Origin of the sequence: Sphingobacterium sp. UBA3519 (assembly GCF_002377215.1) — a bacterium.
Classification (GTDB): domain Bacteria; phylum Bacteroidota; class Bacteroidia; order Sphingobacteriales; family Sphingobacteriaceae; genus Sphingobacterium; species Sphingobacterium multivorum.
Genome location: NZ_DFPI01000033.1, coordinates 245154 through 266901, shown reverse-complemented (window position 1 = coordinate 266901; position 21748 = coordinate 245154). Strand labels below are relative to the sequence as shown.

At 38.2% G+C, this 21748-nt stretch carries 22 protein-coding genes; 10 read left to right on the top strand and 12 right to left on the bottom strand.

What is annotated here, in order from left to right; genetic code table 11:
• Window position 1: 1 nt before the first annotated feature.
• From egtB to B3297_RS21630, 3 genes are all read right to left on the bottom strand, one after another.
• Window positions 2-1195: an ergothioneine biosynthesis protein EgtB gene (gene egtB, locus B3297_RS21640; RefSeq protein ID WP_175442001.1), complete on the bottom strand. Its 1194-nt coding sequence runs from the start codon at window positions 1193-1195 to the stop codon at window positions 2-4.
• A 12-nt stretch (window positions 1196-1207) separates the two neighbouring features.
• Complete coding sequence (locus B3297_RS21635) at window positions 1208-2209, bottom strand: L-histidine N(alpha)-methyltransferase (RefSeq protein ID WP_115048238.1); 1002 nt, start codon at window positions 2207-2209, stop codon at window positions 1208-1210.
• Between the two features lie 233 nt (window positions 2210-2442).
• Window positions 2443-2679 (bottom strand): hypothetical protein, encoded by a 237-nt coding sequence (locus tag B3297_RS21630; RefSeq protein ID WP_070566443.1) that lies wholly within the window; start codon window positions 2677-2679, stop codon window positions 2443-2445.
• Window positions 2680-3054: 375 nt separating this feature from the next.
• Between B3297_RS21630 and B3297_RS21625 the strand changes: the two genes are divergently transcribed.
• The 5 genes from B3297_RS21625 (at window position 3055) to B3297_RS21605 (ending at window position 8225) form a co-directional block, all read left to right on the top strand.
• Window positions 3055-4140, top strand: coding sequence for a glycosyltransferase family 4 protein (locus B3297_RS21625; RefSeq protein ID WP_201639352.1), 1086 nt, complete (start codon window positions 3055-3057; stop codon window positions 4138-4140).
• Entirely contained in the window at window positions 4130-5197 is a 1068-nt protein-coding gene (locus B3297_RS21620) for a glycosyltransferase (RefSeq protein WP_112374591.1), read from the top strand. The genes B3297_RS21625 and B3297_RS21620 overlap by 11 nt, the downstream gene beginning before the upstream one ends.
• A 1-nt stretch (window position 5198) precedes the next feature.
• Entirely contained in the window at window positions 5199-6029 is an 831-nt protein-coding gene (locus tag B3297_RS21615) for a glycosyltransferase family 2 protein (protein WP_070566436.1), read from the top strand.
• A gap of 233 nt (window positions 6030-6262) precedes the next feature.
• Window positions 6263-7414: an NAD(P)H:quinone oxidoreductase gene (locus B3297_RS21610; protein WP_070566434.1), complete on the top strand. Its 1152-nt coding sequence runs from the start codon at window positions 6263-6265 to the stop codon at window positions 7412-7414.
• A 178-nt stretch (window positions 7415-7592) separates the two neighbouring features.
• Window positions 7593-8225, top strand: coding sequence for a hypothetical protein (locus B3297_RS21605; protein WP_070566432.1), 633 nt, complete (start codon window positions 7593-7595; stop codon window positions 8223-8225).
• Window positions 8226-8655: 430 nt separating this feature from the next.
• On the opposite strand, the gene pgl is transcribed toward B3297_RS21605, so the two are convergent.
• From pgl to B3297_RS21585, 4 genes are all read right to left on the bottom strand, one after another.
• Window positions 8656-9366: a 6-phosphogluconolactonase gene (gene pgl, locus B3297_RS21600; protein WP_070566430.1), complete on the bottom strand. Its 711-nt coding sequence runs from the start codon at window positions 9364-9366 to the stop codon at window positions 8656-8658.
• A 16-nt stretch (window positions 9367-9382) separates the two neighbouring features.
• Entirely contained in the window at window positions 9383-10864 is a 1482-nt protein-coding gene (zwf, locus tag B3297_RS21595; protein WP_070566428.1) for a glucose-6-phosphate dehydrogenase, read from the bottom strand.
• A gap of 9 nt (window positions 10865-10873) precedes the next feature.
• Entirely contained in the window at window positions 10874-12292 is a 1419-nt protein-coding gene (gndA, locus tag B3297_RS21590) for an NADP-dependent phosphogluconate dehydrogenase (RefSeq protein WP_070566426.1), read from the bottom strand.
• A 212-nt stretch (window positions 12293-12504) separates the two neighbouring features.
• Window positions 12505-13107: a DMP19 family protein gene (locus tag B3297_RS21585; protein WP_070566424.1), complete on the bottom strand. Its 603-nt coding sequence runs from the start codon at window positions 13105-13107 to the stop codon at window positions 12505-12507.
• A gap of 205 nt (window positions 13108-13312) precedes the next feature.
• On the opposite strand from B3297_RS21585, the gene B3297_RS21580 reads away from it, so the two are divergent.
• Window positions 13313-13840, top strand: coding sequence for a DUF4468 domain-containing protein (locus B3297_RS21580; RefSeq protein WP_070566421.1), 528 nt, complete (start codon window positions 13313-13315; stop codon window positions 13838-13840).
• A gap of 81 nt (window positions 13841-13921) precedes the next feature.
• On the opposite strand, the gene B3297_RS21575 is transcribed toward B3297_RS21580, so the two are convergent.
• The 3 genes from B3297_RS21575 to B3297_RS21565 form a co-directional block, all read right to left on the bottom strand.
• Window positions 13922-14668, bottom strand: a complete 747-nt coding sequence (locus B3297_RS21575; protein WP_112374589.1) for a hypothetical protein — start codon at window positions 14666-14668, stop codon at window positions 13922-13924.
• Window positions 14669-14995: 327 nt separating this feature from the next.
• Window positions 14996-16063 (bottom strand): DNA polymerase beta superfamily protein, encoded by a 1068-nt coding sequence (locus B3297_RS21570; protein WP_286779476.1) that lies wholly within the window; start codon window positions 16061-16063, stop codon window positions 14996-14998.
• Window positions 16060-16806 carry a nucleotidyltransferase domain-containing protein gene (locus tag B3297_RS21565; RefSeq protein ID WP_070566414.1) on the bottom strand — a complete coding sequence of 249 codons (747 nt, stop codon included), beginning with the start codon at window positions 16804-16806 and terminating at the stop codon, window positions 16060-16062. The genes B3297_RS21570 and B3297_RS21565 overlap by 4 nt, the downstream gene beginning before the upstream one ends.
• Window positions 16807-17224: 418 nt before the next feature.
• Here B3297_RS21565 and B3297_RS21560 point away from each other — a divergent pair, with 418 nt between their 5' ends.
• Entirely contained in the window at window positions 17225-17833 is a 609-nt protein-coding gene (locus B3297_RS21560; protein ID WP_146753053.1) for a hypothetical protein, read from the top strand.
• Window positions 17834-17900: 67 nt separating this feature from the next.
• On the opposite strand, the gene B3297_RS21555 is transcribed toward B3297_RS21560, so the two are convergent.
• On the bottom strand, window positions 17901-18173 hold the full coding sequence (locus B3297_RS21555) for a hypothetical protein (RefSeq protein ID WP_070568767.1): 273 nt from the start codon (window positions 18171-18173) through the stop codon (window positions 17901-17903).
• A gap of 317 nt (window positions 18174-18490) precedes the next feature.
• On the opposite strand from B3297_RS21555, the gene B3297_RS21550 reads away from it, so the two are divergent.
• Both B3297_RS21550 and B3297_RS21545 read left to right on the top strand, forming a co-directional pair.
• Complete coding sequence (locus tag B3297_RS21550) at window positions 18491-18775, top strand: hypothetical protein (RefSeq protein ID WP_070568770.1); 285 nt, start codon at window positions 18491-18493, stop codon at window positions 18773-18775.
• A gap of 158 nt (window positions 18776-18933) precedes the next feature.
• On the top strand, window positions 18934-19170 hold the full coding sequence (locus B3297_RS21545; RefSeq protein WP_112374587.1) for a hypothetical protein: 237 nt from the start codon (window positions 18934-18936) through the stop codon (window positions 19168-19170).
• Between the two features lie 655 nt (window positions 19171-19825).
• Here B3297_RS21545 and rsgA read toward each other — a convergent pair.
• On the bottom strand, window positions 19826-20878 hold the full coding sequence (gene rsgA, locus B3297_RS21540) for a ribosome small subunit-dependent GTPase A (RefSeq protein WP_070568773.1): 1053 nt from the start codon (window positions 20876-20878) through the stop codon (window positions 19826-19828).
• A gap of 311 nt (window positions 20879-21189) precedes the next feature.
• Between rsgA and B3297_RS21535 the strand changes: the two genes are divergently transcribed.
• Window positions 21190-21747 (top strand): DUF4382 domain-containing protein, encoded by a 558-nt coding sequence (locus tag B3297_RS21535; protein WP_070568776.1) that lies wholly within the window; start codon window positions 21190-21192, stop codon window positions 21745-21747.
• Window position 21748: the final 1 nt, after the last annotated feature.

The following is a 21748-nucleotide window of genomic DNA, read 5'->3' as shown; positions in this document are numbered from 1 at the left end:
ATTATCTCGCGAGTCTAATACCTGTAAATTGCCACTGCAGTGCCGTCTGAAAAAAGTTTCGGTACGTTTTGCGGCTATGATCTTTAGGTGTTGCAATGGAGGCTCCACGCAAGACCATCTGGTTAACCATAAATTTTCCGTTATATTCACCCACGGCGCCAGCCTCCTTTTTAAATCCGGGATAAGGAAGATATGCAGAATTGGTCCACTCCCACCGCTGTCCCCAATTGAGATGATCTGCCGCAACCTCCCACTCTGCCTCTGTCGGAAGCCGCATTCCCCTCCAGGCTGCAAATGCGGAAGCTTCATAAAAGTTGACATGGCAAACTGCATCTTCCAAGTCTATTTCCATCAACCCCGCTAAGGTATAATTCATCCATTGTCCATCCATCAAATGCCAATATAAGGGAGCCTGAGCCTGATGCTGTTTTACCCAGTCCCAACCTTCGGAATGCCAATACCGGAAATCGTCGTACCCACCATCTTCCATGAAAGCAATGTATTCCTTATTTGTCACCAAATCACTCGCGATTTCAAAGTCATTCAAATAGACCTTATGTCTTCCTTTCTCATTATCAAAACAGAAACCTGAACCTTCATATCCGATTTCATAAATCCCAGCACCAAATTGGACATACGTTGATTCGGCAGCCGCATAACTGACAGGAGCTTTTGTACTGCCGTAGGCAGGAAAAAGGGGATTGTGCCCCAGTATATATTTGATATCCGTAAGCAGCAATTCTTGATGTTGCTGTTCGTGATTTAATCCTAGCACAAAGATGTCAAGGAGATCATTTGTCAAAAACCCACCATCCAAAAACTCAATCATGGACTTGTCCACACATTTGCGATATCTATAGATGTCTGCAACGGAAGGTCTGCTCAGATTTCCTCGATCTGTACGAATCACCCGAGCTCCTATTGTTTCATAGTAACTATTGAACACAAAATTGTATTCAGCGTCGAATGGCTGATAGTTTGGCAAATGCGGAAGTAAAATAAATGTTTCGAAAAACCAGGTGGTATGTCCAAGATGCCATTTCGGAGGACTAACCTCTCCTATGGGCTGAACAACATAATCCTCAGTTTCCAATGGTTGGCAAATTTCTTCGGAATAAGCCCGTATAGCAAGATAGCTATCGATCCATTTTTGCTTTTCGGACATTTCGATAAGCGCATTTTGTATATTTTTCATAAATAAAACTTATTAGGACACCCTCCATACCGAATCAACAAACCATCCTTTGCTGTCTTCAACATTTGCGATCAGCTGAAATCCTGCTATAGAAGCCATTCGCTGTATTTCCTCAGGAGCATATTTCTGAGAAATTTCCATGTCAATTAATTCATTTTCCTTAAAAAAAATAGACTCGCCTTTGATATGGACATGTTGATTGGTTAGACTGACCAAGAAACTGCGGCAGGCTCCGGAGATTGGATCGTAGGATTGATAATGCTGAAAATATTGGGTATCAAAATCAGCTTCAAGTTCCCGGTTGATGCGATTCAGTAAATTGATGTTGAAGGCCGACGTGATTCCGGTTTTATCGTTATAGGCAGAAAGAACGGTGTGTGGATTTTTTTTGAGATCAAAACCGATTATAATAATATCACCGGGGCTTAGTTTACGGCGGATTTCGGCACAAAAAAAGTGGGCTTCGTCCATATCCATATTGCCGATATTACCACCTAAAAATAAAACTACTTTTCGCCGTTCGGAAATTTTCATCGCCTGGTCAAGCATTTCAAAGTACTCTCCCTCCAACGGTACGATGTCTAAAGTTGGAATGTCACGATGTAATTTTTCGCCTAATACCGCAAGAATATTGCCCGATATATCGATAGGCATGTAGGAGTACGTGTTATGATGTGCACTGAGATGGGTTAACAGATGACTTGATTTAAGGGCATCACCTGCCCCCAGCTCTATCAGGTCGAAATCGGATTCATCAGTTGTGATGAAATCTGCTAACTCAGCAGTTTTTGTGCGAAATATTTCAAGCTCGCAGTTGGTCAGATAATATTCGGGCATATGCATGATATCCTGAAAAAGTCGATCGCCAATGGGATCATAAAAATACTTTGAAGATAATTTCTTCGGATAAGTATTTAAACCTTCTACCACTTCCTTGTGAAAAACCCCTTCATACTTTTCGATCTCAGGTGAAGCACTAATTACTGGTAGAACATTATTTAATTGTAAACTCATAACTCTATGGTATTTGCGGTCTTTGTTACAGAAATATAACAGGAAAAATGAGCGAATAGTTTCGGAATAATCCAATCTGTGAAAATGGTCGAAACAGCAAATGGCCAGCCTGGATTAAGGCGGCGACGTTATGCTGATTTACAATTGAATTTTTCGATTCGGAGGAAATCCTACTATTTAAAAAAGGCTGATCATAAGATCAGCCTCTAAAACACTCATCACAATAAAACATACTAATCGTGCCCTTCAGTCTTAACAATCTTGTTGTAAATACCTAATAATAAAAACGGCGCCGCCCACTGGCCGACAAACAGTGCATTATTGTCGTCTTTTGTTTTGCAACATTTTAATGCTGCTGAAATTCCCATCGCTGCCAGCGAAGCTGCTAAAAATAAAATCGATGGAATTTTAGAAGTTTGGTTTTCTACCTCTCTTGTTACTTTGTCTTCATTTCCTGTTGTAAGTGCCATAATATATATACTTTGGTTTATTATTGAACTATTTTCAAGAGGAAATGGTTTAAATTTAAACAAAAAAAGGTCGAGACTCTGATTCTCGACCTTAACATGATACGTAATATTGATAATGGAGGACTAAAATAACCATTTGGTACATAGCTTTGTTTAGAATAAAGTGCTAAAAGGAGGAAGCTTAATCCCTATTGTTTTATAGGTTTTTACAAGAGTTTGGCATATCAACCTAGATAGCGTCGAAATAGTCAATTCAATAGTAGCTGGTTTTAGGGATCCTAAAAATAATTGTTACTAACGGTGAACGAATTTCACTTGGTGCTGTTCTAATCAGCATGGTTACGTCACGTGCATCACATATACAATCAATATATTATGAAAATAGCAGTGCTAGCTCATTTAAAACATCCCATCCGCAAACCATTTATGGGCGGGTTGGAAGCCTTTACATACGAAGTAACTAAACTTTTACTGCAAAGGGGACACGAGGTTACCTTGTTTGCCAGTGAGCATTCCGATCCTTCTCTAAATGTGCATGCTATCCTTAGCGATGTAGATTACGATATGGAGACATTAAGTAGATTTCGCTCGCATGAATTGAGTGAAGATTTTATATCGACACATCACGCCTATCTGGAGCTGATGCAGGAGATAGACCAATATGATTTTGATGTTATATTTAACAATAGCCTAAATTACGTACCCATTACAATGGCGACCTTAGCGGAAACACCGATGGTAACAGTATTGCATACACCTCCTATTTTTGAGATGAAAAAAGCTATTATGGCAGCAAACAGATACAACAAAATGACTTATGTATCTGTCTCGCAAACAAATGCATCAATGTGGGAGCCCTATATACCCAATTGTAAGGTCATACACAATGGAATTGATTTGAATAAATGGAGCTATATAGCAAATAACTCTGGAGAGTATGCATTATGGTTTGGCAGAATTCATCCCGATAAAGGAACCCATTTCGCAATAGCAGCTGCAAAATTGGCCGGAAGACCTATCAAAATCGCAGGCTCGGTCGCAGACAAACATTATTTCGAAACTTTTGTCAAACCGCTTCTCGATGAAAACGCTGAATGGGTAGAGCATTGCACACACGAACAACTTAATGAACTAATCGGAAATGCGGCAGTAAGTGTGATTACCCCCTGCTGGGAAGAACCTTTCGGTTTGGTTGTTGCTGAAAGCTTAGCATGCGGAACGCCAGTCGCTGGCTTTGCGAGAGGAGCGCTACCAAAAATTGTGACAAAAGAAACTGGATGTCTTACAGCGTCCTGCTCAGTGACAGAATTGGCTAATTGCATAAACGACGCAGCACAGCTTAGTCGCAAAGCATGCCGAGTGCATGCTGAATCATCATTGGATATACAGCATATGGTATCTTCCTACGAAAATATATTTGCTCAAGTAATCAAAAAATGTGCAGATAAATATGTCTTATAAATATGCTTTTTACATTCACCACCATGGGTCTGGTCATCTTACTCGAGCCTTAGCTATAGCTGCGCAACTACCCGCTGATGAAGTGGTTTTCCTCGGTAGTTCATTAGAAACTTATAAAGATTTAATACCAAAAGGTATTCGTTCAATCGAATTGCCATTTGATATTCCCGCCAATAGCGATCGGGATTGGGCTGCTAGTGACCTGAGTTTTTTACATTATGCTCCCGTGAATGTGAAGGGTATAATAAATAGAAATTACCTTATAACAGAATTTTTTGCAAAGCACAACCACTGTTTACTAATCGTTGATGTTTCGGTCGAGATAACTTTACTTGCGCGTCTCTGTGGGATACCAACAGTAGTCGTAAGACAACATGGCAACCGCTCCGACTTAGCACACTTAATGGCTTATGAAAGCGCTTCTTTTGTGTTGGCACCATACGCAAAATCAATGGCTCAAGATATTGAAAGCGATTTTGCGCATAAAACATTTTATTCAGGTGGCTTCTCCAAATATAGCGGCATGTCGGTTGAGAACAATACGAGTGCGGACGATCAAATAGCGATGTTCTTTGGACGAGGTGGCACATGTTTCGATTGGAAGCTCATCGCTCAAATTCGGAAAGATTTACCTGAAACATCCAGCCTACATATACTCGGCACAATACCAGATTATCACGCTATTAGTGGAGTCAGCTATTATGGCAATTCAAAAACTGCATACGATATATTAAAAAATTGCGGCATCGTGATAAGCAATGCGGGACACAACTGCGTGATGGAACTGGGCGACTTAAGAAAAAAAGTTATTTGCGTACCTGCGGAAAGGCCTTTTGAAGAGCAAAAAATAAAAGCCAAGCTACTGCAAAATGCTGGTGTAGCGACGATAATAGAAGAGCAAGCTTTACATCAGGTCAATTGGTCCCACATCATTGAAAACGCAAAAAAATTAAAGGTCGAAGCATGGGAAAAATTGATGAACCCAAAAGCGACCATCGAAATTGCTGCGCGCCTTAAGAAATTGCATTCAAATCTATTTAAAACTTTATATAAATAATATGTACTCTACCGCTTCCATTTCTGTATTGACGATCGTACATAAACGCCATGACGCGCTAATAAACCTGATGAATGGGCTCGCAAAAAATTCTATTCTACCCACAGAGCTGATCATTGTCTATATCAATGAACGTGCCTACCCACTCAAAGACGAATATCCCTTTAAGATAAAGTCCTTGGAAATAGATACAACAGGTGAATTAAATTTGGCCAAAGCAAGAAATACGGCTATAAAAAGTTCGAGTTCTTTATTTAATATCTTTTTAGACGTAGATTGTATTCCGGCAGATGATTTAATAGAACAGTATCTGCCCTATTCAACAAAAAATATTTTAATAAGCGGCCGGGTAAGGTATTTAAAAAAAGGCTTTGCAGATAAACTTGGATGGATGTCGCAGTTGATGCAAAACAGCAGGCCGGATCCTGTCAGGAAAGATGTAGATCAATTTAGTTATGAACTTTTTTGGTCCCTCAATTTTGCGTGTACCAAAGAGACTTTCCATAAAATTGGAGGATTTGATCAAAATTATATTGGATATGGAGCTGAAGATACCGATTTTGGTTTCAGTGCGAGGAATAATGGGGTTGCTCATATCACGATCGACGCATTGGCCTACCACCAATATCATCCAAGTTATAATCCCCCTTTAAACCACTTCAAACCAATTGTCATCAACGCTAATCAATTTTTCCTAAAATGGAGAGTTTGGCCAATGATGGGATGGTTAACTAAATTTAATGAGTGCGGATATATATCCTTCAAAAACAATAAAATAACCATTGTTCGAGAGCCTTCAAAACAAGAAATTGCGGCCAGCCTCATTGAATAGGAAACAGGTCAAGGTTATTCTCGGACATTTAAAGAACCGTCCTTGTCAACTATTATCGGATTATAATTCGCAACAAATTAAAAAAAATATTGATAACATATTTTCAACATATTTAAATTTCCCCAAAATGCATTTAAATCCTACGATATCCACATTTAACCATGTCGTTTTGCATACACTTTTTGGCAAAGTTAAAAAAAGTACTTTGATTAATTTTGACCAAATACTTAGAAATGAAAAACTTTATAAAGTTATTACTGCTTTTAATGGTTATGATGACTACTTTATCAACTCAATCCATGGCACAAAAGAAAGATGTAAATGTCTTGGTCCTTATTTACTCCGATAACGGTGGGACTTTAGAATTAGCAAAAGAATTTGCTAAAGGCTTAGAAAAAAACTCAAATGTTCGATCAGTAATTAAACAAGTAAAGCATTCGGACAATCCAATTTTAAAAACTATCCCAGTTGTTAGTATGGAGGAACTTTCATCATATGATGGTATCGCGTTTGGCTCTCCGGTGTATTTTGGAAATATTAGTACCGGCATGAGCGAATTTTTCTCCAAAACAACAGATCTATGGGCGAAACACGCACTTGAAGGAATGCCTGCCAGCGTATTTATGTCTGCGGGTACCGGAGCAGGACGTGAACTTGCCTTACAGTCGTTTTGGAATACTCTTGCGGTTCATGGAATGATACTTGTTTCAAATGGCATACGCTCAAATGACAAAATTGACAGATCAATTGCTCAGGGCAATTCTGTTTTAGGAACCACGAGCTTGGTAGGTATAAAAAATGTGCCACGTCCGAGCTCCGATGAACGCCTTCTTGCCGAAGATCAGGGGGAAAACTTCGGGAAGGTTGCAAAGGCCTTACAAGGAACATTTCACAAAGAATCCGCTCCTATTGAACAAAAAAACAATAATGATATAAATCAGGAACTGATCAATAAAAAAATTATCCTGCCTGATGTTCCAAAACCTGCTGGAAATTATCAGCCATTTGTACGTACCGGAAACCTGGTATTTATTAATCAATATGCATTAAAGGATGGGAAATTACAATACCCCGGAAAACTCGGTAAAGACGTGGATGAAAGGCAGGTTAAGGAAGCGACACGTACCACAATGCTCAATGTTTTGGGAGTATTAAAAAATGCTGTGGGAGGCGATCTTAACCGCATAAAAAAATGTGTTCAGTTAACTGGGTACTTTAATGTAACTGATGACTATACCAAACATGCTGACCTCATGAACGCTGCATCAGATTTGGTTGTAGAAGTATTTGGTGAAAAAGGAAAACACGCCAGGGCAACGGTGGGAGCCTCGTCACTCCCAGGAAATACTTCAGTCGAAATACAGGCTATATTCGAAATTGAATAGATTCCATCGGTGTCCCTGAAAAATGCTTTCCGATACGATCTAGTCAAATTAAAATCTCTATCTCCTGTGCTTTGGCGTTAATAGAGATTAATAAAATATACTTCATACGGAGACACTTATCTAATTTGATTTATAAATAAAAACCCGTACATTCAACGGAAATTAACCTCTTTCCATTATGCAAAGTAACAATTGGTTCAACCGGTTTAAATACATCCAGCGAAAAAGGGTATTTTGGTTAATTACGCTATTAACTATTTTTCATCATACAAGCTTCGCGCAAAAAGATCCGCAGCTCAGGGAAGCACTGTCTATCATGACAAAAGCATCTATTTCTGGAGATATCGAAGGTATTATAAGTCAAACATCGCCCCGCATAATTGAAAGCATGGGCGGGATAGATCAGGCAACAAAACTGACCAAGGAACTCTATTCATCTCTTATAAAATATGGGGTTAAAATTGATTCCACGATCAATTATGTCGATATAGATGTCTCAAAAATTGATGGGATAGCCTACTGCTTTATTCCTCAGGTATTGGTAATGTCTATGCCTGAAAAAGGCAAAATGGCTATTACTTCGGCTTACTTATTAGCGTTAAAAGAGGACGAAACCAAAAAATGGACTTTTATTAATTTCAATAAAATGGATCAGGAAAAGATCAATTTGTTTCTTCCTGAATTTAACGGCAAGATTTCTCTTCCTCCGGGTCTAGAAAAAAAAACCTTAGTCGTGAAGAAAGAAGAGGTAGCTAAAACTGTCGATCATCTAATGAAACTTATAGATGAATCTGTCAAAGAAAATAAATAGTTTTAAGTCATTTCCCGTCAATCTTCGGAAATTCACTAAAACCTGCTATGATTTTTTTGTTTCACCTCAGGTCCCAATTGCTAAGGGAAATGTACTGTAGACTACTCCAGAAAATTCATCTTATACTCAGCTAAAATCTGCGTATTTTTAGGATTAATAAAATTCCTTTCATCGCACGAAAAGAGGAATCAAAAAGACCTTTCCGCAATTGCGGAAAGGTCTTTTTGATAATCTCAATATCGAAATGGAGGTTAATATTCCTCCATATAATGGAATCCTATGTTGTTTGGCGTTATGATCCTCCTTCTACTCATACTTTTTGTTGCGATTTTATAGGAATCTAACGTGTTCCTAAATCTTTCGCATGCATACTGCCTACCCCCAAAATACAATTGAAAATAAAGGGCATTCGGATGAAAAGACAATTCAATTAAACTCCAGCTTCTTTATCAGTAAAAATCTGGACTCCTGCTTTTTTTTCAATTAACTGTAACGGATATAGTTCAGGATTATATACACCATGAAGAACTTGATTCAAAGCGTTTTTCTTGGATTTGCCAAATGTAACAATTAGAATATTTTCAGCTTTATTGATGATAGGTTCAGTCAACGTAATTCTAAACATTTCCTGTGGCTTTAGATAGTAGGCATCAACCCATTTTCCTTTTTCTTGTAGGATCTTTTCACCTGGAAACAGAGAGGCAGTGTGGCCATCATCCCCCATTCCTAATAGGATGAAATCAAAAATACCGTCAGCTCCCAAAACATTTCTGATTTGCGCTTCGTATTCTTTAGCGTAATTTTCAGGCTCAATTCCCTCTTTATACATGGGGAAAATCTGATTTTTATTGACTGGAACTTTATTCAAAAGTACTTCCAAAGTCATCTTAAAATTACTTTTCTCATCTTCAAGAGAAACCCATCTTTCATCTACCCAAAAAAAATGGATTTTCTCCCAAATTATTTTATCGGCATATTCAGGAGTAGCTAATAAACTAAAAATAGCTTTCGGTGAAGAGCCACCACTCAACGCAACCACAAATTTATCATGCTTCTGGATTGCTTTTTTCGAAAGCTCAACAAATGTATCTGCTGCTTCTTTATATAAAGCATCCAGATTATCAAATATCGTAATATTCATTTTCTTTTAATAGATTTTAAACCCACTGATGTCCCTGCCGCTCTACCAGTGCATCACTGTCATCAGGCCCCCAGTTTCCTGAAGCATAATTTGGGAAAGAGGGGTCTTTGGTTTTTTCCCAGGTTTCCTGAATTGTTTTTATCACATCCCACGCTTCTTCTACCTGATCAGAGCGCATAAACAGTGTAAGGTCTCCGACAAGTGCTTCCAATAATAGAGTTTCATAAGCTTCGGGAGTATCGGTCTGACAGGCAAAATTATCGAAAATCATTTCCACAGGTTTAAGCGCTAAGGACAAGCCTGGTTTTTTAGACATAAACTGCAATCTGATGTCCATTTGTGGCTGGATATTAATAATCAATCGGTTAGCCGACAGAAGCGAGGTGCTTTCTGAAAACATAGAATTGGGAAGTGGCTTAAACTGAATCGTTATATAAGAATGCTTTTCTTTCATCTTCTTCCCGGTACGAACATAAAAAGGAACATCCTCCCATCTTTCATTATCCAGATAAAACTTGATAGCGACAAATGTTTCGGTATTGGAATCAGGAGCAATTCCCTCCTCCTGGCGATAGCCATTTACTTTCAGCCCATTTACTTTGCCTCGTCCGTACTGTCCTCTTACCGCATAATGATCTACTTTTTCAGGAGAAATCCTACGGATGGATTTTAAAACATCAACTTTACGATCCCTGATCTCACCCGATCCAAGTGAAGCCGGAGGTTCCATAGCAACCATACAAAGAATTTGCAAAAGATGGTTCTGAATCATATCGCGCAAAGCTCCTGTCTGCTCATAAAAACTGGCTCTTGTTTCCACTCCGACTTCTTCGGCAACCGTAATCTGCACCGATTCTATATGTCTGTGGTTCCAAAGAGGTTCAAAAATTGAATTTCCGAATCTGAACGCCAAAATATTCTGTACTGTTTCTTTACCTAAATAATGATCGATACGATAAATCTGTTCTTCCTGGAAAGTTTGTGAAAGAAGATTATTTAGCTCAATGGCAGATTCTTTATTGTGACCAAAAGGTTTTTCGATAATAATTCGATCTGTTGCAGGATCAGATGCTATTGATGTATTTTTAAGATGATTTGAAATTACAGATACAAAGTTTGGTGCAATCGACAAATAGAAAAGTCTGTTTCCTCTCATTCCGTACACCTTATCAAAATTCTCCAGTTTCTGATATAAATTCTGATAAGAGCTTTCTTCATCAAGCTGATGCTGAAAATAGCTGATGTGAGCCTGAAAACCAGCCCAATCTTCCTTGGTTACGGTCTTCCTGGAAAAACTCTCCAGATTTTCTTTAATATAAGCGCTGAATTTTTCATCCGTATTTTCGGCTCTTCCTAAAGCTAGAATATTAAAACCTTTGGGCATTCTGCCATCGATGTATAAATTGTAGAAGGCTGGAAAAAGCTTTCTTTTTGCCAAATCCCCTGTTGCACCAAAAATAACGATCGTTGTTGGATGCAGGATTGTATTGTCACTCATTGTTAGGATCTAGTTATTTGGGGTTTGCCATGAAGTATGAAAGACTCCTTCTCTGTCCGTTCTTTGGTAAGTGTGCGCACCAAAATAATCACGCTGAGCCTGAAGCAGGTTTACAGGTAAAGATGCTGTGGTGTATGCTTCGAAATACCCTAGAGCCGACTGAATTCCTAAACTTGGAATTCCGTTTGATACAGCAAAAGCAGCCGTTTTTCTTAATGACGGAATTTTATCTTTTACAATTTCTGAAATTTCCTGATCCAATAAAATATTAGATAAGTTCTCGTACTTTGAATAAGCCAGATAAAATTTCTCCAATAAAACCGAACGGATGATACACCCACCTCTCCAGATTTTAACAACATCTTTTAACGGAATTTCAAACTGATATTCCTCAGAAGCTTTTACCAATAATGCCAAACCTTGAGCATAACTGATTAAAGTAGATAAATACAAAGCATCCCCCACCTCTTTTATAAACAATTCTGTATTTTCTGGAGTTTTCACTTCTTCTTTAGCATATATTTGAGAAGCTTTTGCTCGCTCATCTTTGTAAGCGGATAAAATTCTTGATGTTACGGCAATATCGATGGTTGGAATAGAGACCCCAATTTCCATACCCTCCTGGGAGGTCCATTTTCCGGTTCCTTTTGCTCCTGCTTTATCTAAAATCTTGTCGACAAGAAAACCGTCTGTTACATCATCTTTTTGCTGGAAGATATCTCTTGTTATTTCAATAAGGAAAGAATTCATCTCGCCTTCATTCCATCTTTTAAAAACTTCATACAATTGTTCATTCGTAAGATTAGCTCCTTTTCTCAGTAAATCATATGCTTCACTGATTAATTGCATGATGGCATATTCAATACCGTTGTGAACCATTTTAACATAATTCCCAGCAGCTCCTTTCCCCATATAAGCGGTACAGGGCTCCCCATTTACTTTTGCTGAAATAACTTCCAGCATAGGCTTCACCAAATTGAAAACTTCCAAATCTCCCCCTGGCATAATACTCGGTCCTCTTCTGGCGCCCTGCTCTCCTCCAGAAACTCCCATTCCCATAAAATGAAGGTTTTTAGAAGCTAAATCGGCTATACGTCTCTCGGTATCTTTGAAATAAGAATTTCCCGCATCAACGACAATATCTTTTGGACTCAGCAGCGGGGTTATGCTTTCAAGAACAGCATCAACCGGTTTGCCTGCTGGTACCATCAAAATAACTTTTCGCGGACTTTCTAAATTCAATACAAATTCCTCTAGTGAAACAGTTCCAACAACCTGTGTACCTGAAGCCACTCCTTTACGAAGTTCGATTACCTTTTCTTCATCTAAATCGAATCCTACGACAGAAAAACCATTATCGGCAATGTTGTAAAGCAGATTTCTTCCCATTACACCCAGACCAATGACCCCGTAATTATACTTTTCCATTCTTACTTAAAGTTTATGTTATAAATTCAAAATTACTGAAATGCATGCCAGTAAAAAAATTATCTAAAATTTTCTTTCCATTGTGACATTTTTATCATCAACTGGAAAATGTCATTAATCAATACGGTGATAAGGGCATCGTTCAACATATAAACTATCGAGGTCCAAATTCTCTAATTTTAATTTTACTTTTGGCTATATGTAAATACATGCTAATCAGTAAACTCTTTCTTTTTCTTTCGGATGTAGTCAACCAGAATTTTTTGCAAGTTTTTAGCGTCATTAAGTTTGTAGAACTCCTCGTCAAATTTGTTTAGCGGATTGTTTTCATAAGATTTACTAAAACCTTCTACCGTACCATCCTGATCTTCGGTTATTTTCGATTTCTCCTTTTCAAATGTGCTGTTTGCCCGCTCGGTCAGATCAGCAAATTGAGTAGCGCCAACTAATTTCAGCGCTTCTGGCAACGCAGCAGCAAATTGACCGCTTGAATTAAAATAAAACTGGTTATAACCACCATTATTTACTTCTCCTTCTAATTGGCTGATCATATAAATTGCTTGTCTGGACTTGTTCCAGGACAAGACGATTTCATATTCTTTGTCATATGCCGGCGATAACTTACGAAAGAGGTTATCATAAACGACTTCCAATAAGATGTCATCCGAAGTCGTATCAATAATCTGCTCGGTTAATGGATTCTGAATTGATGGCTTATTATTATTTTGCTTAGTATGTCCAGAACAGCCAAATAAATTTAAAATAATTATTATAATTCCAATGGTAATAGTTGGTGTTCGCATTGATTTTATCATCTTTAAATCTTTTTAGTATCCAAATATATACATTGATTTGCAAACAATTTCCTCAGTGGTATAGTTATAAAATGGTTCGACATCCTCTGTATGCACTTTTCAATTGGATTTTCTTTTACAATGAAGTACATTGCAGAAACATTGATGCGACTAAAGAATTATTTTGTAAAATTGGCTAAGTTAATTCTCTTTAAAACAATTTAATATGAAAAATTATATCATTACCGGAATATTTTTGCTTCTGTTCACAAATTTGGCGTTTCCACAATATTTCACCCTAGCTCCAACAGGTTTCGTTTCTAAAGAGAATCTAGATTATACCGTAGTAGAAGTTCCTGGCGTTAAACAGCAAGAACTTTACAATAATGTATTAAAGTCGATCAATAGCTTGTATTCCAATCCCAAAGAAGGCCTGACTTTGGTTCCCGGGCAGGCGATAACTTTAGCAGCTTACCAACAAAGAGGACTTAAAACATCGGGTATTGCTTACTATGATGTCGATTATACCTTGTCTTTTTTGTTTAAAGATGGAAAAATAAGAATCAATAGTCCAACTTTCAGTGCTCAAATTATGAATTACAACGGTACTTGGAATAAAATGAACGTGAAAAAATTTTATTTCAAAGGCAACGGTAGCCCCAAAAATGAGAAAAAACATCAATTCGTAAACGCGTACTTTAATGGGCTGATCAAATCCATTCTTGAAAAATCAACCAATATTGATAATTGGTAATATCGATGTATTTCTTCTCTTCTTGATAATAAACTTGCGAACTTTCATTCCATTTTTCCAGTTTTAATTCTAGAAATAATATTATTCAACGCCTTTAAAAGACATAATAACGCCAGAATATTTATCATGATCTGCACCAATATAAGATAAATCAATACCGGATAAATTTTTATTGTTTACAGCTTCTTTAAATAGCGTATAATTCATTTTTTCGATCCTATTATTCCAGTCTTCATCCGATGTTGGCTTAATTGATTCCAAATCTTTCATTTCAAACATCGCACGATCCGATATTTTTTTAGACCGTTGGACAAAGATTGTATCTCCTTCTATCTTTAGAATCTTAACCCAACCTGCTGGTAAACCTTGGATGTTATTTCCTTCAGCATCGGTAAAGAAACTTGCTCCATATAGTTGTCCTGCCTGTAATTGTTGAGCCGACTTAGCAAGACTTTCTTTTTCATTCCGATATTTCTTGCCATCCATGTTCAGTTTAATACCGTAAATAATAGAGCCGATAATTGCTATCGATGCTATAATCAAATACCCTTTCCAAAGTTTGAAATAGGGAATTTCTAGTGTCTTCTTAAATTTCTTTACCTCTTCTTTTATTTCAGGCGAATAATTTCTTGCGTGGATGACCTGCCCGTACTGATTGACTAAACGAGACATTTTTACCAGACCTCCTCCAACCGGAAACCCTAAAAATTTGGTCGCAGGTGTAATGATACTAAGATTGAAATTCTGCGGTATGGTCTCATTTTTTAATGTTGCAGTGATATTTTTACTTCCTAAAACGTACTCGTAACGTGTATAAATGAACAGCATAAATGGAATGAATTATAACTATAAAGGTTCGAAATTAAGAAAAAATTCCTCCTGTAAGAATCCTGTGTCAATTAACTAATTAGTACAGAAACAGATAAATTTATTTGATATCCTACGCGTACCTTGTTCTAAATACAAAAATGAGGAATTATGCCTTGGTATAATGGAGATTATCCACCATCATATAAAAATCAACCGGTCACCGTCCGGGAGAAAGCAACCGAAATCGCAAATGCTTTGCTTAAAATCCAAAGTATGCATTAGTTTCCATGAAGTTTAAGGATGGTGGAACGCTATCCATTACTGACTTCTCCTTGACATGAAGAATTAAATCTTAACATGATACAGACGCTTACGCATATCAACCAATTGATGCTTCAGCTTAACCTGATCTGGCGCTACCGGAAATAAACTGTGCAAGCAGAGCTCTTCAACTTCCTGAAAGAGCTTTTGCGACCAGACAAAAAGTTCCTCATAGCTATAGGCGCCATTCTTGATGCGCAGGAGCTCTTCCCTATTGGGACGTTGTATCTGTAATTTCTTTTTGGATACAATCTCCTTTGCCTGTTGCAATAAACGTATGGTATGCATCATATTTTTCGCATCATAACCCTGCCCATGATCCATTGTCCCCTCAAAACGTGCCTCATTGCGTGCTGACACCCAGCTGAAATATTCATTATACGCCTTGCAATAAGATGAATAAGATTCGTAATTAACACAGAGGTACGCACAAAGTGCCTGACCCTTTGCGATAGAACTGCACGACACCTCATTGCTATCCAGGTTAGCCACGACGCCTTTATAACCCAAAGTCTGAGTCTGATCATAATATAGGGCATACATTCCCTTTGCATGTTCAATCTTTGCTAAACCACAGTTTTCCTGCTTCCAATGCCGCCTGCTCAGCCACGCGCTTAACGGTAAACTACCATTACCGGCTATGATAAAACAGAACTCCAGCAAATTTTTACGTTCGTGATCCATCGGATTGTTGATTTTCTTATTCAACCCTTTTGCCTTACGCACCTGTACCATAGCATATTGCGCAAAAGTCATAACGGCCTCCCGCGTAATAAATTCCTGCATTTTAAATTGCTCCATTATTGGATCTCGGTATACGATGCAATCGGCAGGACTAGCCAATAGCTCCAATACAGTCGGATTACTCTTTGACAGGAGCTCGACGAAGCGACCTAGCTCATAATACACTTCATCATTGCTCGCATTAGCCACTTGGGCAGTATATTGACCACCCAAGTAATCTTCCAGAGGCAGATAAAATACCCCTTTGATATCCGTATCGGAAGATGCGGTGGCCAAACCATATGCCCGGCTGCCGACAACGGCCTCAAACAGGATCAGCCCGTTCTTTCGAAGTTCGTCTATAGTCATCTTAATATAGTTTTAAAGTAATTCTCTAGTCCTTCCTTATCCAATACGGATACGGGAACCTGTTCTACTTGGCTCTCTAAATGTATTAACTTTGTTTCGATATAACTCCTTATGGTAGCTGAACAGCTGAATACAAAACCTTCATCGACTTGGCTTTTCAACTTCTGTAACTGCATGACTTCGACTTTAACAACATTGGGCAATAATACGGATAGTTCGGCCAATGTCATCGGCGCATAACTGCGATAGGTCATACTCCAGTCTGCCGCTAGTAAAGATCTGAGGATATAAAATAAGCTCTTGAGCTTCATCGTTTCTCGCCGAAGATCTTTCACTTTGCTTCGGACAATCCCAAGATAATGATGGGCGTGCCTACGTGCGTCAAAATAATTTTCGATCATTGTCCTAAAACTTGTTTTGAATCCGTTAAACTCGTGATAGACCACTGGTGACTGAATCCATTCAAATGGGCTCACATTGCTCTTATACATTAAGATGAGTACTTTAAACAGATCCCAGCCTGCGATATCAAGGTCATCGGTTATCGGAAACCGCATTTCGGTAGGAAGCGGAAACAAAAGACTATAGTCCTCTGCTTTTCTTACATAAATAAACCGAACATCGTAATCACTGTCGATTGACGGAAATCCCCAACCTCGACTTCCTGATTCACAGGCGAAAAGTATACGTACTCCTTCGCTCGCTTCTATTTCCATGAGCTTCTTGATGATATGTGCTTTCATTTCTTCATGCTTTTTTAAATTTTCATTAACACAAAGATCGATTGCGCTACTGAAGCCTTTTTGCGCATTTTAAAAAAAGAGCATAAAAACAATGGAAGACCTCTTATTATCAGGTAGATAATTTTCTTGAAAAAATTGAAGCTTACACAGAAATATAGAAGTACGCAGATAGAATGCGTATTACAGTGTTAAACGAAACTATTATCCCCCATCTCATGCCACTGATATAAGCTATTCATAAAGAACAGCTCATAATCTTCTTCGTTGACAAAATAAAGGATTTGCCTCTTCTGCACCCAGTTGTAGCATTACTGAAGTCTGGGATGGCGCAAAAGATGGAAAGCGGCATTAGACCAAAAACTGAAAATGAAGTTTTTTGGCACAGATCTAGTACGGAAATAGGAACAACTAATTGCATATGAATTATCTATATATTATCTTCTTTTTTTTAGTTTTCCAGGGCTGTACAATGCGTAAAAGTACAATGACACCTGTCCAAAATAATAAATCCAAAATATACAATGACAGCTCAGTGCAAAAAGACTATGTTTCCATTTTAGAAACAATTTTGTCTGACGATTCGGCCGGTATCAAACTGCAACGTGAAGGAGAACGAAGGGCGTTCATTCATAATAAGTTTATGAGAGATTCTATCTCATCATTGCATGACAGGAATTATGTTTTTTACAACGTCGATCCACAGAAGCTGATGAAAATACTGGATAACCAGCTCAAAGACTCGCTGGATATGCTTAATCAGATGAACGAAAGGAAGGCAATCATCCCGATTCCAGCCGCTATCAAAGCAGCGTACAATGTCGATGACGCCGATAAATACAGGATGAACCGTAATCAAAGCATTTATTACCTTCATCTTCCCATTATGGGGTATAACCGCAAAAAAGAATACGTGCCGGTTGACTATGTATGCGGTCCTTTATGTGGAAACGGTGATGCATTTCTTCTTGAAAAAGTGAATGGTAAATGGGTAATCGTACAACGATTCTTTAACCTCTGGATCTCTTAAAAAAACGTAGCCACAATAATCTTTAAACAGAAGATATTCACTCCAAATAACGAAGCGGATTTATAGACTAATAGACCTTATCACTTTCTATAAATACACTTCCTGACAAATAGCACTCGGGAACGTTTGCCAGTACATAATCAATGTCAAGAATATTTGGACGAGCCGTACTTCCCTGCCCACAATACAAGTTCCTAATCCAGGTATCGACGTTCTCTACCCACATCGCCTTCCAAGTAATATTTTGTGGATCCTGAACTTCAACAGGTGAAATCAGCACATTATACCCCATCGCTCGCAGCGCGGTTAATACGACTCGATTTACTTTGACAAATTTCATCTTCAAAAGCTATATACGGTTCTCTTTACTTTGGAACAGTAATGCAGCCCATATAGTTCAAAAAGTCGTTAACTTTGTGCTTAGTCAAAGATCCTACAGCTGACCCCGAACCAAACCGATCGCTTGCAATGGATCACCCCAGCATCAAGGGACTCGCGATCTTATTGAAGAAATGTAATATTTATTTCATAAAATTAGCAAGAAAAAATAAATCACGACTTGTAAACGTTATATTACTGTAAAACTTATAAAAGGGTACCAATGCCATAGCGGTTCTCTTTGTAATATAAATTTCTCACCCTTAAAAAGATAACATCATGAACGGAATCATATTTCAAGGAAAAAGTCTCAATATTGGGTGTACAGCAACATTCCTGTTCGAACCCGAAGTAGGTGTAGAAAATATTCCGGCAATAGCAGAACTTAGCACTGGTGAAAAAGCATATGCTGAAATACTTAGAGATAATACAACACTGATAACAGTACGAGTAGGTGAATATTTAAATGAAAAAGGAAAGAGAGCCAATGAAACGGCTTGGATGCTCACCTATAATCATCATTTAAAATCATGGCAGATAACGAAGAACCTTAACACAAAATAGCGTATTTTATTTCTTAGGAATACCAAAGTAACGACATAAAAGTCTTTAGTGCAATGTCTTGAATGGAAGGTCGAGATGCTGAGTCTCGGTCTTTTTTGTATAAAACTAAACTATTCATCCCTGAAAGTAGTTCATTAATAAACCAAAGTATACATATTATGGCACTTACAACAGGAAATGAAGACAAAGTAACAAAAGAAGTAGAACAGCAAACTTCTAAAATTCCCTCAATTTTATTCTTGGCGGCATCACTTGCAGCGATGGGAATTTCAGCAGCATTAAAATGTTGCAAAACAAAAGATGATAATACAGCTTTGTTCGTCGGTCAATGGGCGGCACCGTTTTTATTATTGGGAATTTACAATAAGATCGTTAAGACTGAAGGACACGATTAATAGGTTTTATTTTTTATGGTTGATTTTAAAGGCTGGTCTTAGGATCAGCCTTTTTTATTTTTTTCAAACTAAAAGTAATTCGACATTGTATTATAAGTACTTTTCAAAAATATAGGTTAATAATAATTAGAGCCTTGGGTTCCCCCCTCAAGGCTTTTTCCATTTTTATCAAACCAAGCTGTTAACAGAATTGTCCATTTAGCGTCAATCGTTATGTATCAGTTCAGTTAGATTGATTTAATTGTATGGTCAGGTTTTAGGCCTGGCCATATTAAACGTATTTTCCGGTCCTTTATGGATCTGTCTATAATTTAGTTAGGGGCTAATCGAAAGATTAGTCCTTTTTTTGCTAAAAAATGAACTATTATAAATGAATATCGTTATCTGATAGGTTAAATTAGTTTGTTTTAGTAGTTATAAAGGTCGGTAATTCATGTCGCCGGCCTTTTTAATAAAGTAGTACTTTCCCCTGATTCAATCGATTCTGTTATTATATCCGCTACATGAAATGTTTCCCCGAAAATTAGTAGTTTCCGGGGGGTAGAATTGTATAGTATAAACTGAATTCGTGACTACCAAGGTTTGATATCTGCATCTTAAATTATACAGATGTTCAACATTGTTAAGGAACATCTGTATAAAATTGAAAAATTGATTAGCGTTTCTTTATTCGCTTCGCCTCCTCCCCGATTTTTGAGAAGGATTTATCTCTTTTGCGCCTGTCGTGTTCAGATACGGAGAAATGCCATGATTCCCTTCTCAATTTTAAGTAGCTTTCGTATACACGAGGTTCTAAAAGACCATTGTCTACCGCATTCTTAACTGCACATCCAGGTTCGGAAAGATGAGCACAATTGTCAAAGCGACAGGAGCCAGCAAATCCAGAGAAATCAAATACGTCTTCCAATGTTTCGGGAGTTTCTAACGCTAAACCGAATTCTCTTACACCGGGCGTGTCAATCAAAACGCCGGAACCATCCATCAAGACCATTTCTCTCCGGGTTGAAGTGTGCCTACCTTTCCCTGTGGCGTTACTTGTTTCGGAGGTGAGCAACACTGTGCGTTCGCATAACGCATTGACTAAAGAACTTTTTCCTACACCAGAGGAGCCTATACATACTATTGTTTCCCCAGGCAGGATAGATTCACGTACAAGAACAATTGACTCTGTGGAATGAATGCTTGTGTAAAATACTTGCACGTTGCTGGTAAGGTGTTTTAACGACTCATCTATATCCTGTCGATTAAAATCCAAATCAGATTTAGTGAGTATGAGCACCGGTTGAATATTTTCTTCCAATACCTGGGCCATAAACCGTTCCGTTCGACGGGGATTAAAATTGGCATCCAAGCTCTGAACAATAAAAGCTTTGTCTATATGAGATGCTATTGCCTGTTTATCCGAAGTGGTACCACTCTTTCTTCTGTACAATGTGTGGGTACGTGATAGGATATCGACAATTATTCCTTTGTTGTCGTCAAAAGGTTGAAAGATAACCCAGTCCCCCGTGCAGGGTAGCTCAAACGCTGACTTTCCAAAGAGCAGATTGCCCGCCAGCTCGCAAAATAGCAAGCCGTTCTCGGACATGATCTCGTAGTTAGTTTTGTTCACAGCCGAAACACGACCATGAAAAAGATTAGAATATGTAGATTCTTGTTTAAGCTGAAATAGGTCACTATTCCAACCAAATAATGCGAGGTTATTCATTTATTATTAATTTAGAATGATGAATTAAATTGCTGATTATTGGTCATCCGAATGACTCACAGGTATACCACTGGTAACATGCTTATTACCAGCGAAACGCAAGAAGCAAGACACCCGGAATCAGGCAATCATTCCAATCGCTAAACTATAATATGTGAATAGTTGTTTTTGCATGAACTACAAAGATATGAAAAGTTAAATTGAATAGTAAGAGAAAAATGGACAATGTGTATATGGCTCACGTAGCGGGCTGTTTTTACAAAAAAGCAAACGATGACCGCTCCTCATGTGTTCAATTATAAAAAACAATTATGCCCCTGATTTCCAATAGAAAAAATACAAAGTTAACCGCCCGCAGGGTTTCTGTGCTGTTGCATCTTATGGGCCTGGTCCTCCTCATACTTTTAGGTAGCTGCCATGAGGATGATAGCCCCGCACCCGAGCAGGCGCACTTAAAAGTAACGGTAAAAACTGAAGGTGATCAGTATGATGCAGTCCATCTCGAGATCCAGAAGTTATGGACCCGCACGTCTGCAGGTGGAGGAAAAATCGAGGCAAATAAAAGGGTAAACATCCTCCGAATTCAAAAGGATAGCATCATCGCGGGTGGACATGTGCCCCATGGCAGCCTACAGGAAGTTATGCTAAAAGTTGCCCCTAAAGGAAATGAAATAGTCATAGATGACCTTCCCTATGCTTTAGAGATGCCGCAAGGACAAATTATCGCGGTGAATATCGCTGCCGACAATAAGCTTTCTCCGAATGAAAACCATACGCTAATGCTTCATATCAATCTATCAGATTTCATCCAAGAGACTGCAGAAGGTAAATTTGTGATTAATCCCAACCTCACCGCAGTACTGGATTAAA

Excerpts from the sequence above, each read along its gene's own strand:
- B3297_RS21575 (WP_112374589.1), bottom strand. The coding sequence starts at position 14,668 with ATGCTGTTCATTTATACACGTTACGAGTACGTTTTAGGAAGTAAAAAT.
- B3297_RS21630 (WP_070566443.1), bottom strand. The coding sequence starts at position 2,679 with ATGGCACTTACAACAGGAAATGAAGACAAAGTAACAAGAGAGGTAGAA.
- B3297_RS21580 (WP_070566421.1), top strand. The coding sequence starts at position 13,313 with ATGAAAAATTATATCATTACCGGAATATTTTTGCTTCTGTTCACAAAT.
- B3297_RS21625 (WP_201639352.1), top strand. The coding sequence starts at position 3,055 with ATGAAAATAGCAGTGCTAGCTCATTTAAAACATCCCATCCGCAAACCA.
- egtB (WP_175442001.1), bottom strand. The coding sequence starts at position 1,195 with ATGAAAAATATACAAAATGCGCTTATCGAAATGTCCGAAAAGCAAAAA.
- B3297_RS21610 (WP_070566434.1), top strand. The coding sequence starts at position 6,263 with ATGAAAAACTTTATAAAGTTATTACTGCTTTTAATGGTTATGATGACT.
- B3297_RS21560 (WP_146753053.1), top strand. The coding sequence starts at position 17,225 with ATGAATTATCTATATATTATCTTCTTTTTTTTAGTTTTCCAGGGCTGT.
- B3297_RS21550 (WP_070568770.1), top strand. The coding sequence starts at position 18,491 with ATGAACGGAATCATATTTCAAGGAAAAAGTCTCAATATTGGGTGTACA.
- B3297_RS21585 (WP_070566424.1), bottom strand. The coding sequence starts at position 13,107 with ATGATAAAATCAATGCGAACACCAACTATTACCATTGGAATTATAATA.
- B3297_RS21535 (WP_070568776.1), top strand. The coding sequence starts at position 21,190 with ATGCCCCTGATTTCCAATAGAAAAAATACAAAGTTAACCGCCCGCAGG.
- zwf (WP_070566428.1), bottom strand. The coding sequence starts at position 10,864 with ATGAGTGACAATACAATCCTGCATCCAACAACGATCGTTATTTTTGGT.
- B3297_RS21555 (WP_070568767.1), bottom strand. The coding sequence starts at position 18,173 with ATGAAATTTGTCAAAGTAAATCGAGTCGTATTAACCGCGCTGCGAGCG.
- B3297_RS21615 (WP_070566436.1), top strand. The coding sequence starts at position 5,199 with ATGTACTCTACCGCTTCCATTTCTGTATTGACGATCGTACATAAACGC.
- B3297_RS21570 (WP_286779476.1), bottom strand. The coding sequence starts at position 16,063 with ATGACTATAGACGAACTTCGAAAGAACGGGCTGATCCTGTTTGAGGCC.
- rsgA (WP_070568773.1), bottom strand. The coding sequence starts at position 20,878 with ATGAATAACCTCGCATTATTTGGTTGGAATAGTGACCTATTTCAGCTT.
- pgl (WP_070566430.1), bottom strand. The coding sequence starts at position 9,366 with ATGAATATTACGATATTTGATAATCTGGATGCTTTATATAAAGAAGCA.
- B3297_RS21565 (WP_070566414.1), bottom strand. The coding sequence starts at position 16,806 with ATGAAAGCACATATCATCAAGAAGCTCATGGAAATAGAAGCGAGCGAA.
- B3297_RS21635 (WP_115048238.1), bottom strand. The coding sequence starts at position 2,209 with ATGAGTTTACAATTAAATAATGTTCTACCAGTAATTAGTGCTTCACCT.
- B3297_RS21620 (WP_112374591.1), top strand. The coding sequence starts at position 4,130 with ATGTCTTATAAATATGCTTTTTACATTCACCACCATGGGTCTGGTCAT.
- B3297_RS21545 (WP_112374587.1), top strand. The coding sequence starts at position 18,934 with ATGGCACTTACAACAGGAAATGAAGACAAAGTAACAAAAGAAGTAGAA.
- B3297_RS21605 (WP_070566432.1), top strand. The coding sequence starts at position 7,593 with ATGCAAAGTAACAATTGGTTCAACCGGTTTAAATACATCCAGCGAAAA.
- gndA (WP_070566426.1), bottom strand. The coding sequence starts at position 12,292 with ATGGAAAAGTATAATTACGGGGTCATTGGTCTGGGTGTAATGGGAAGA.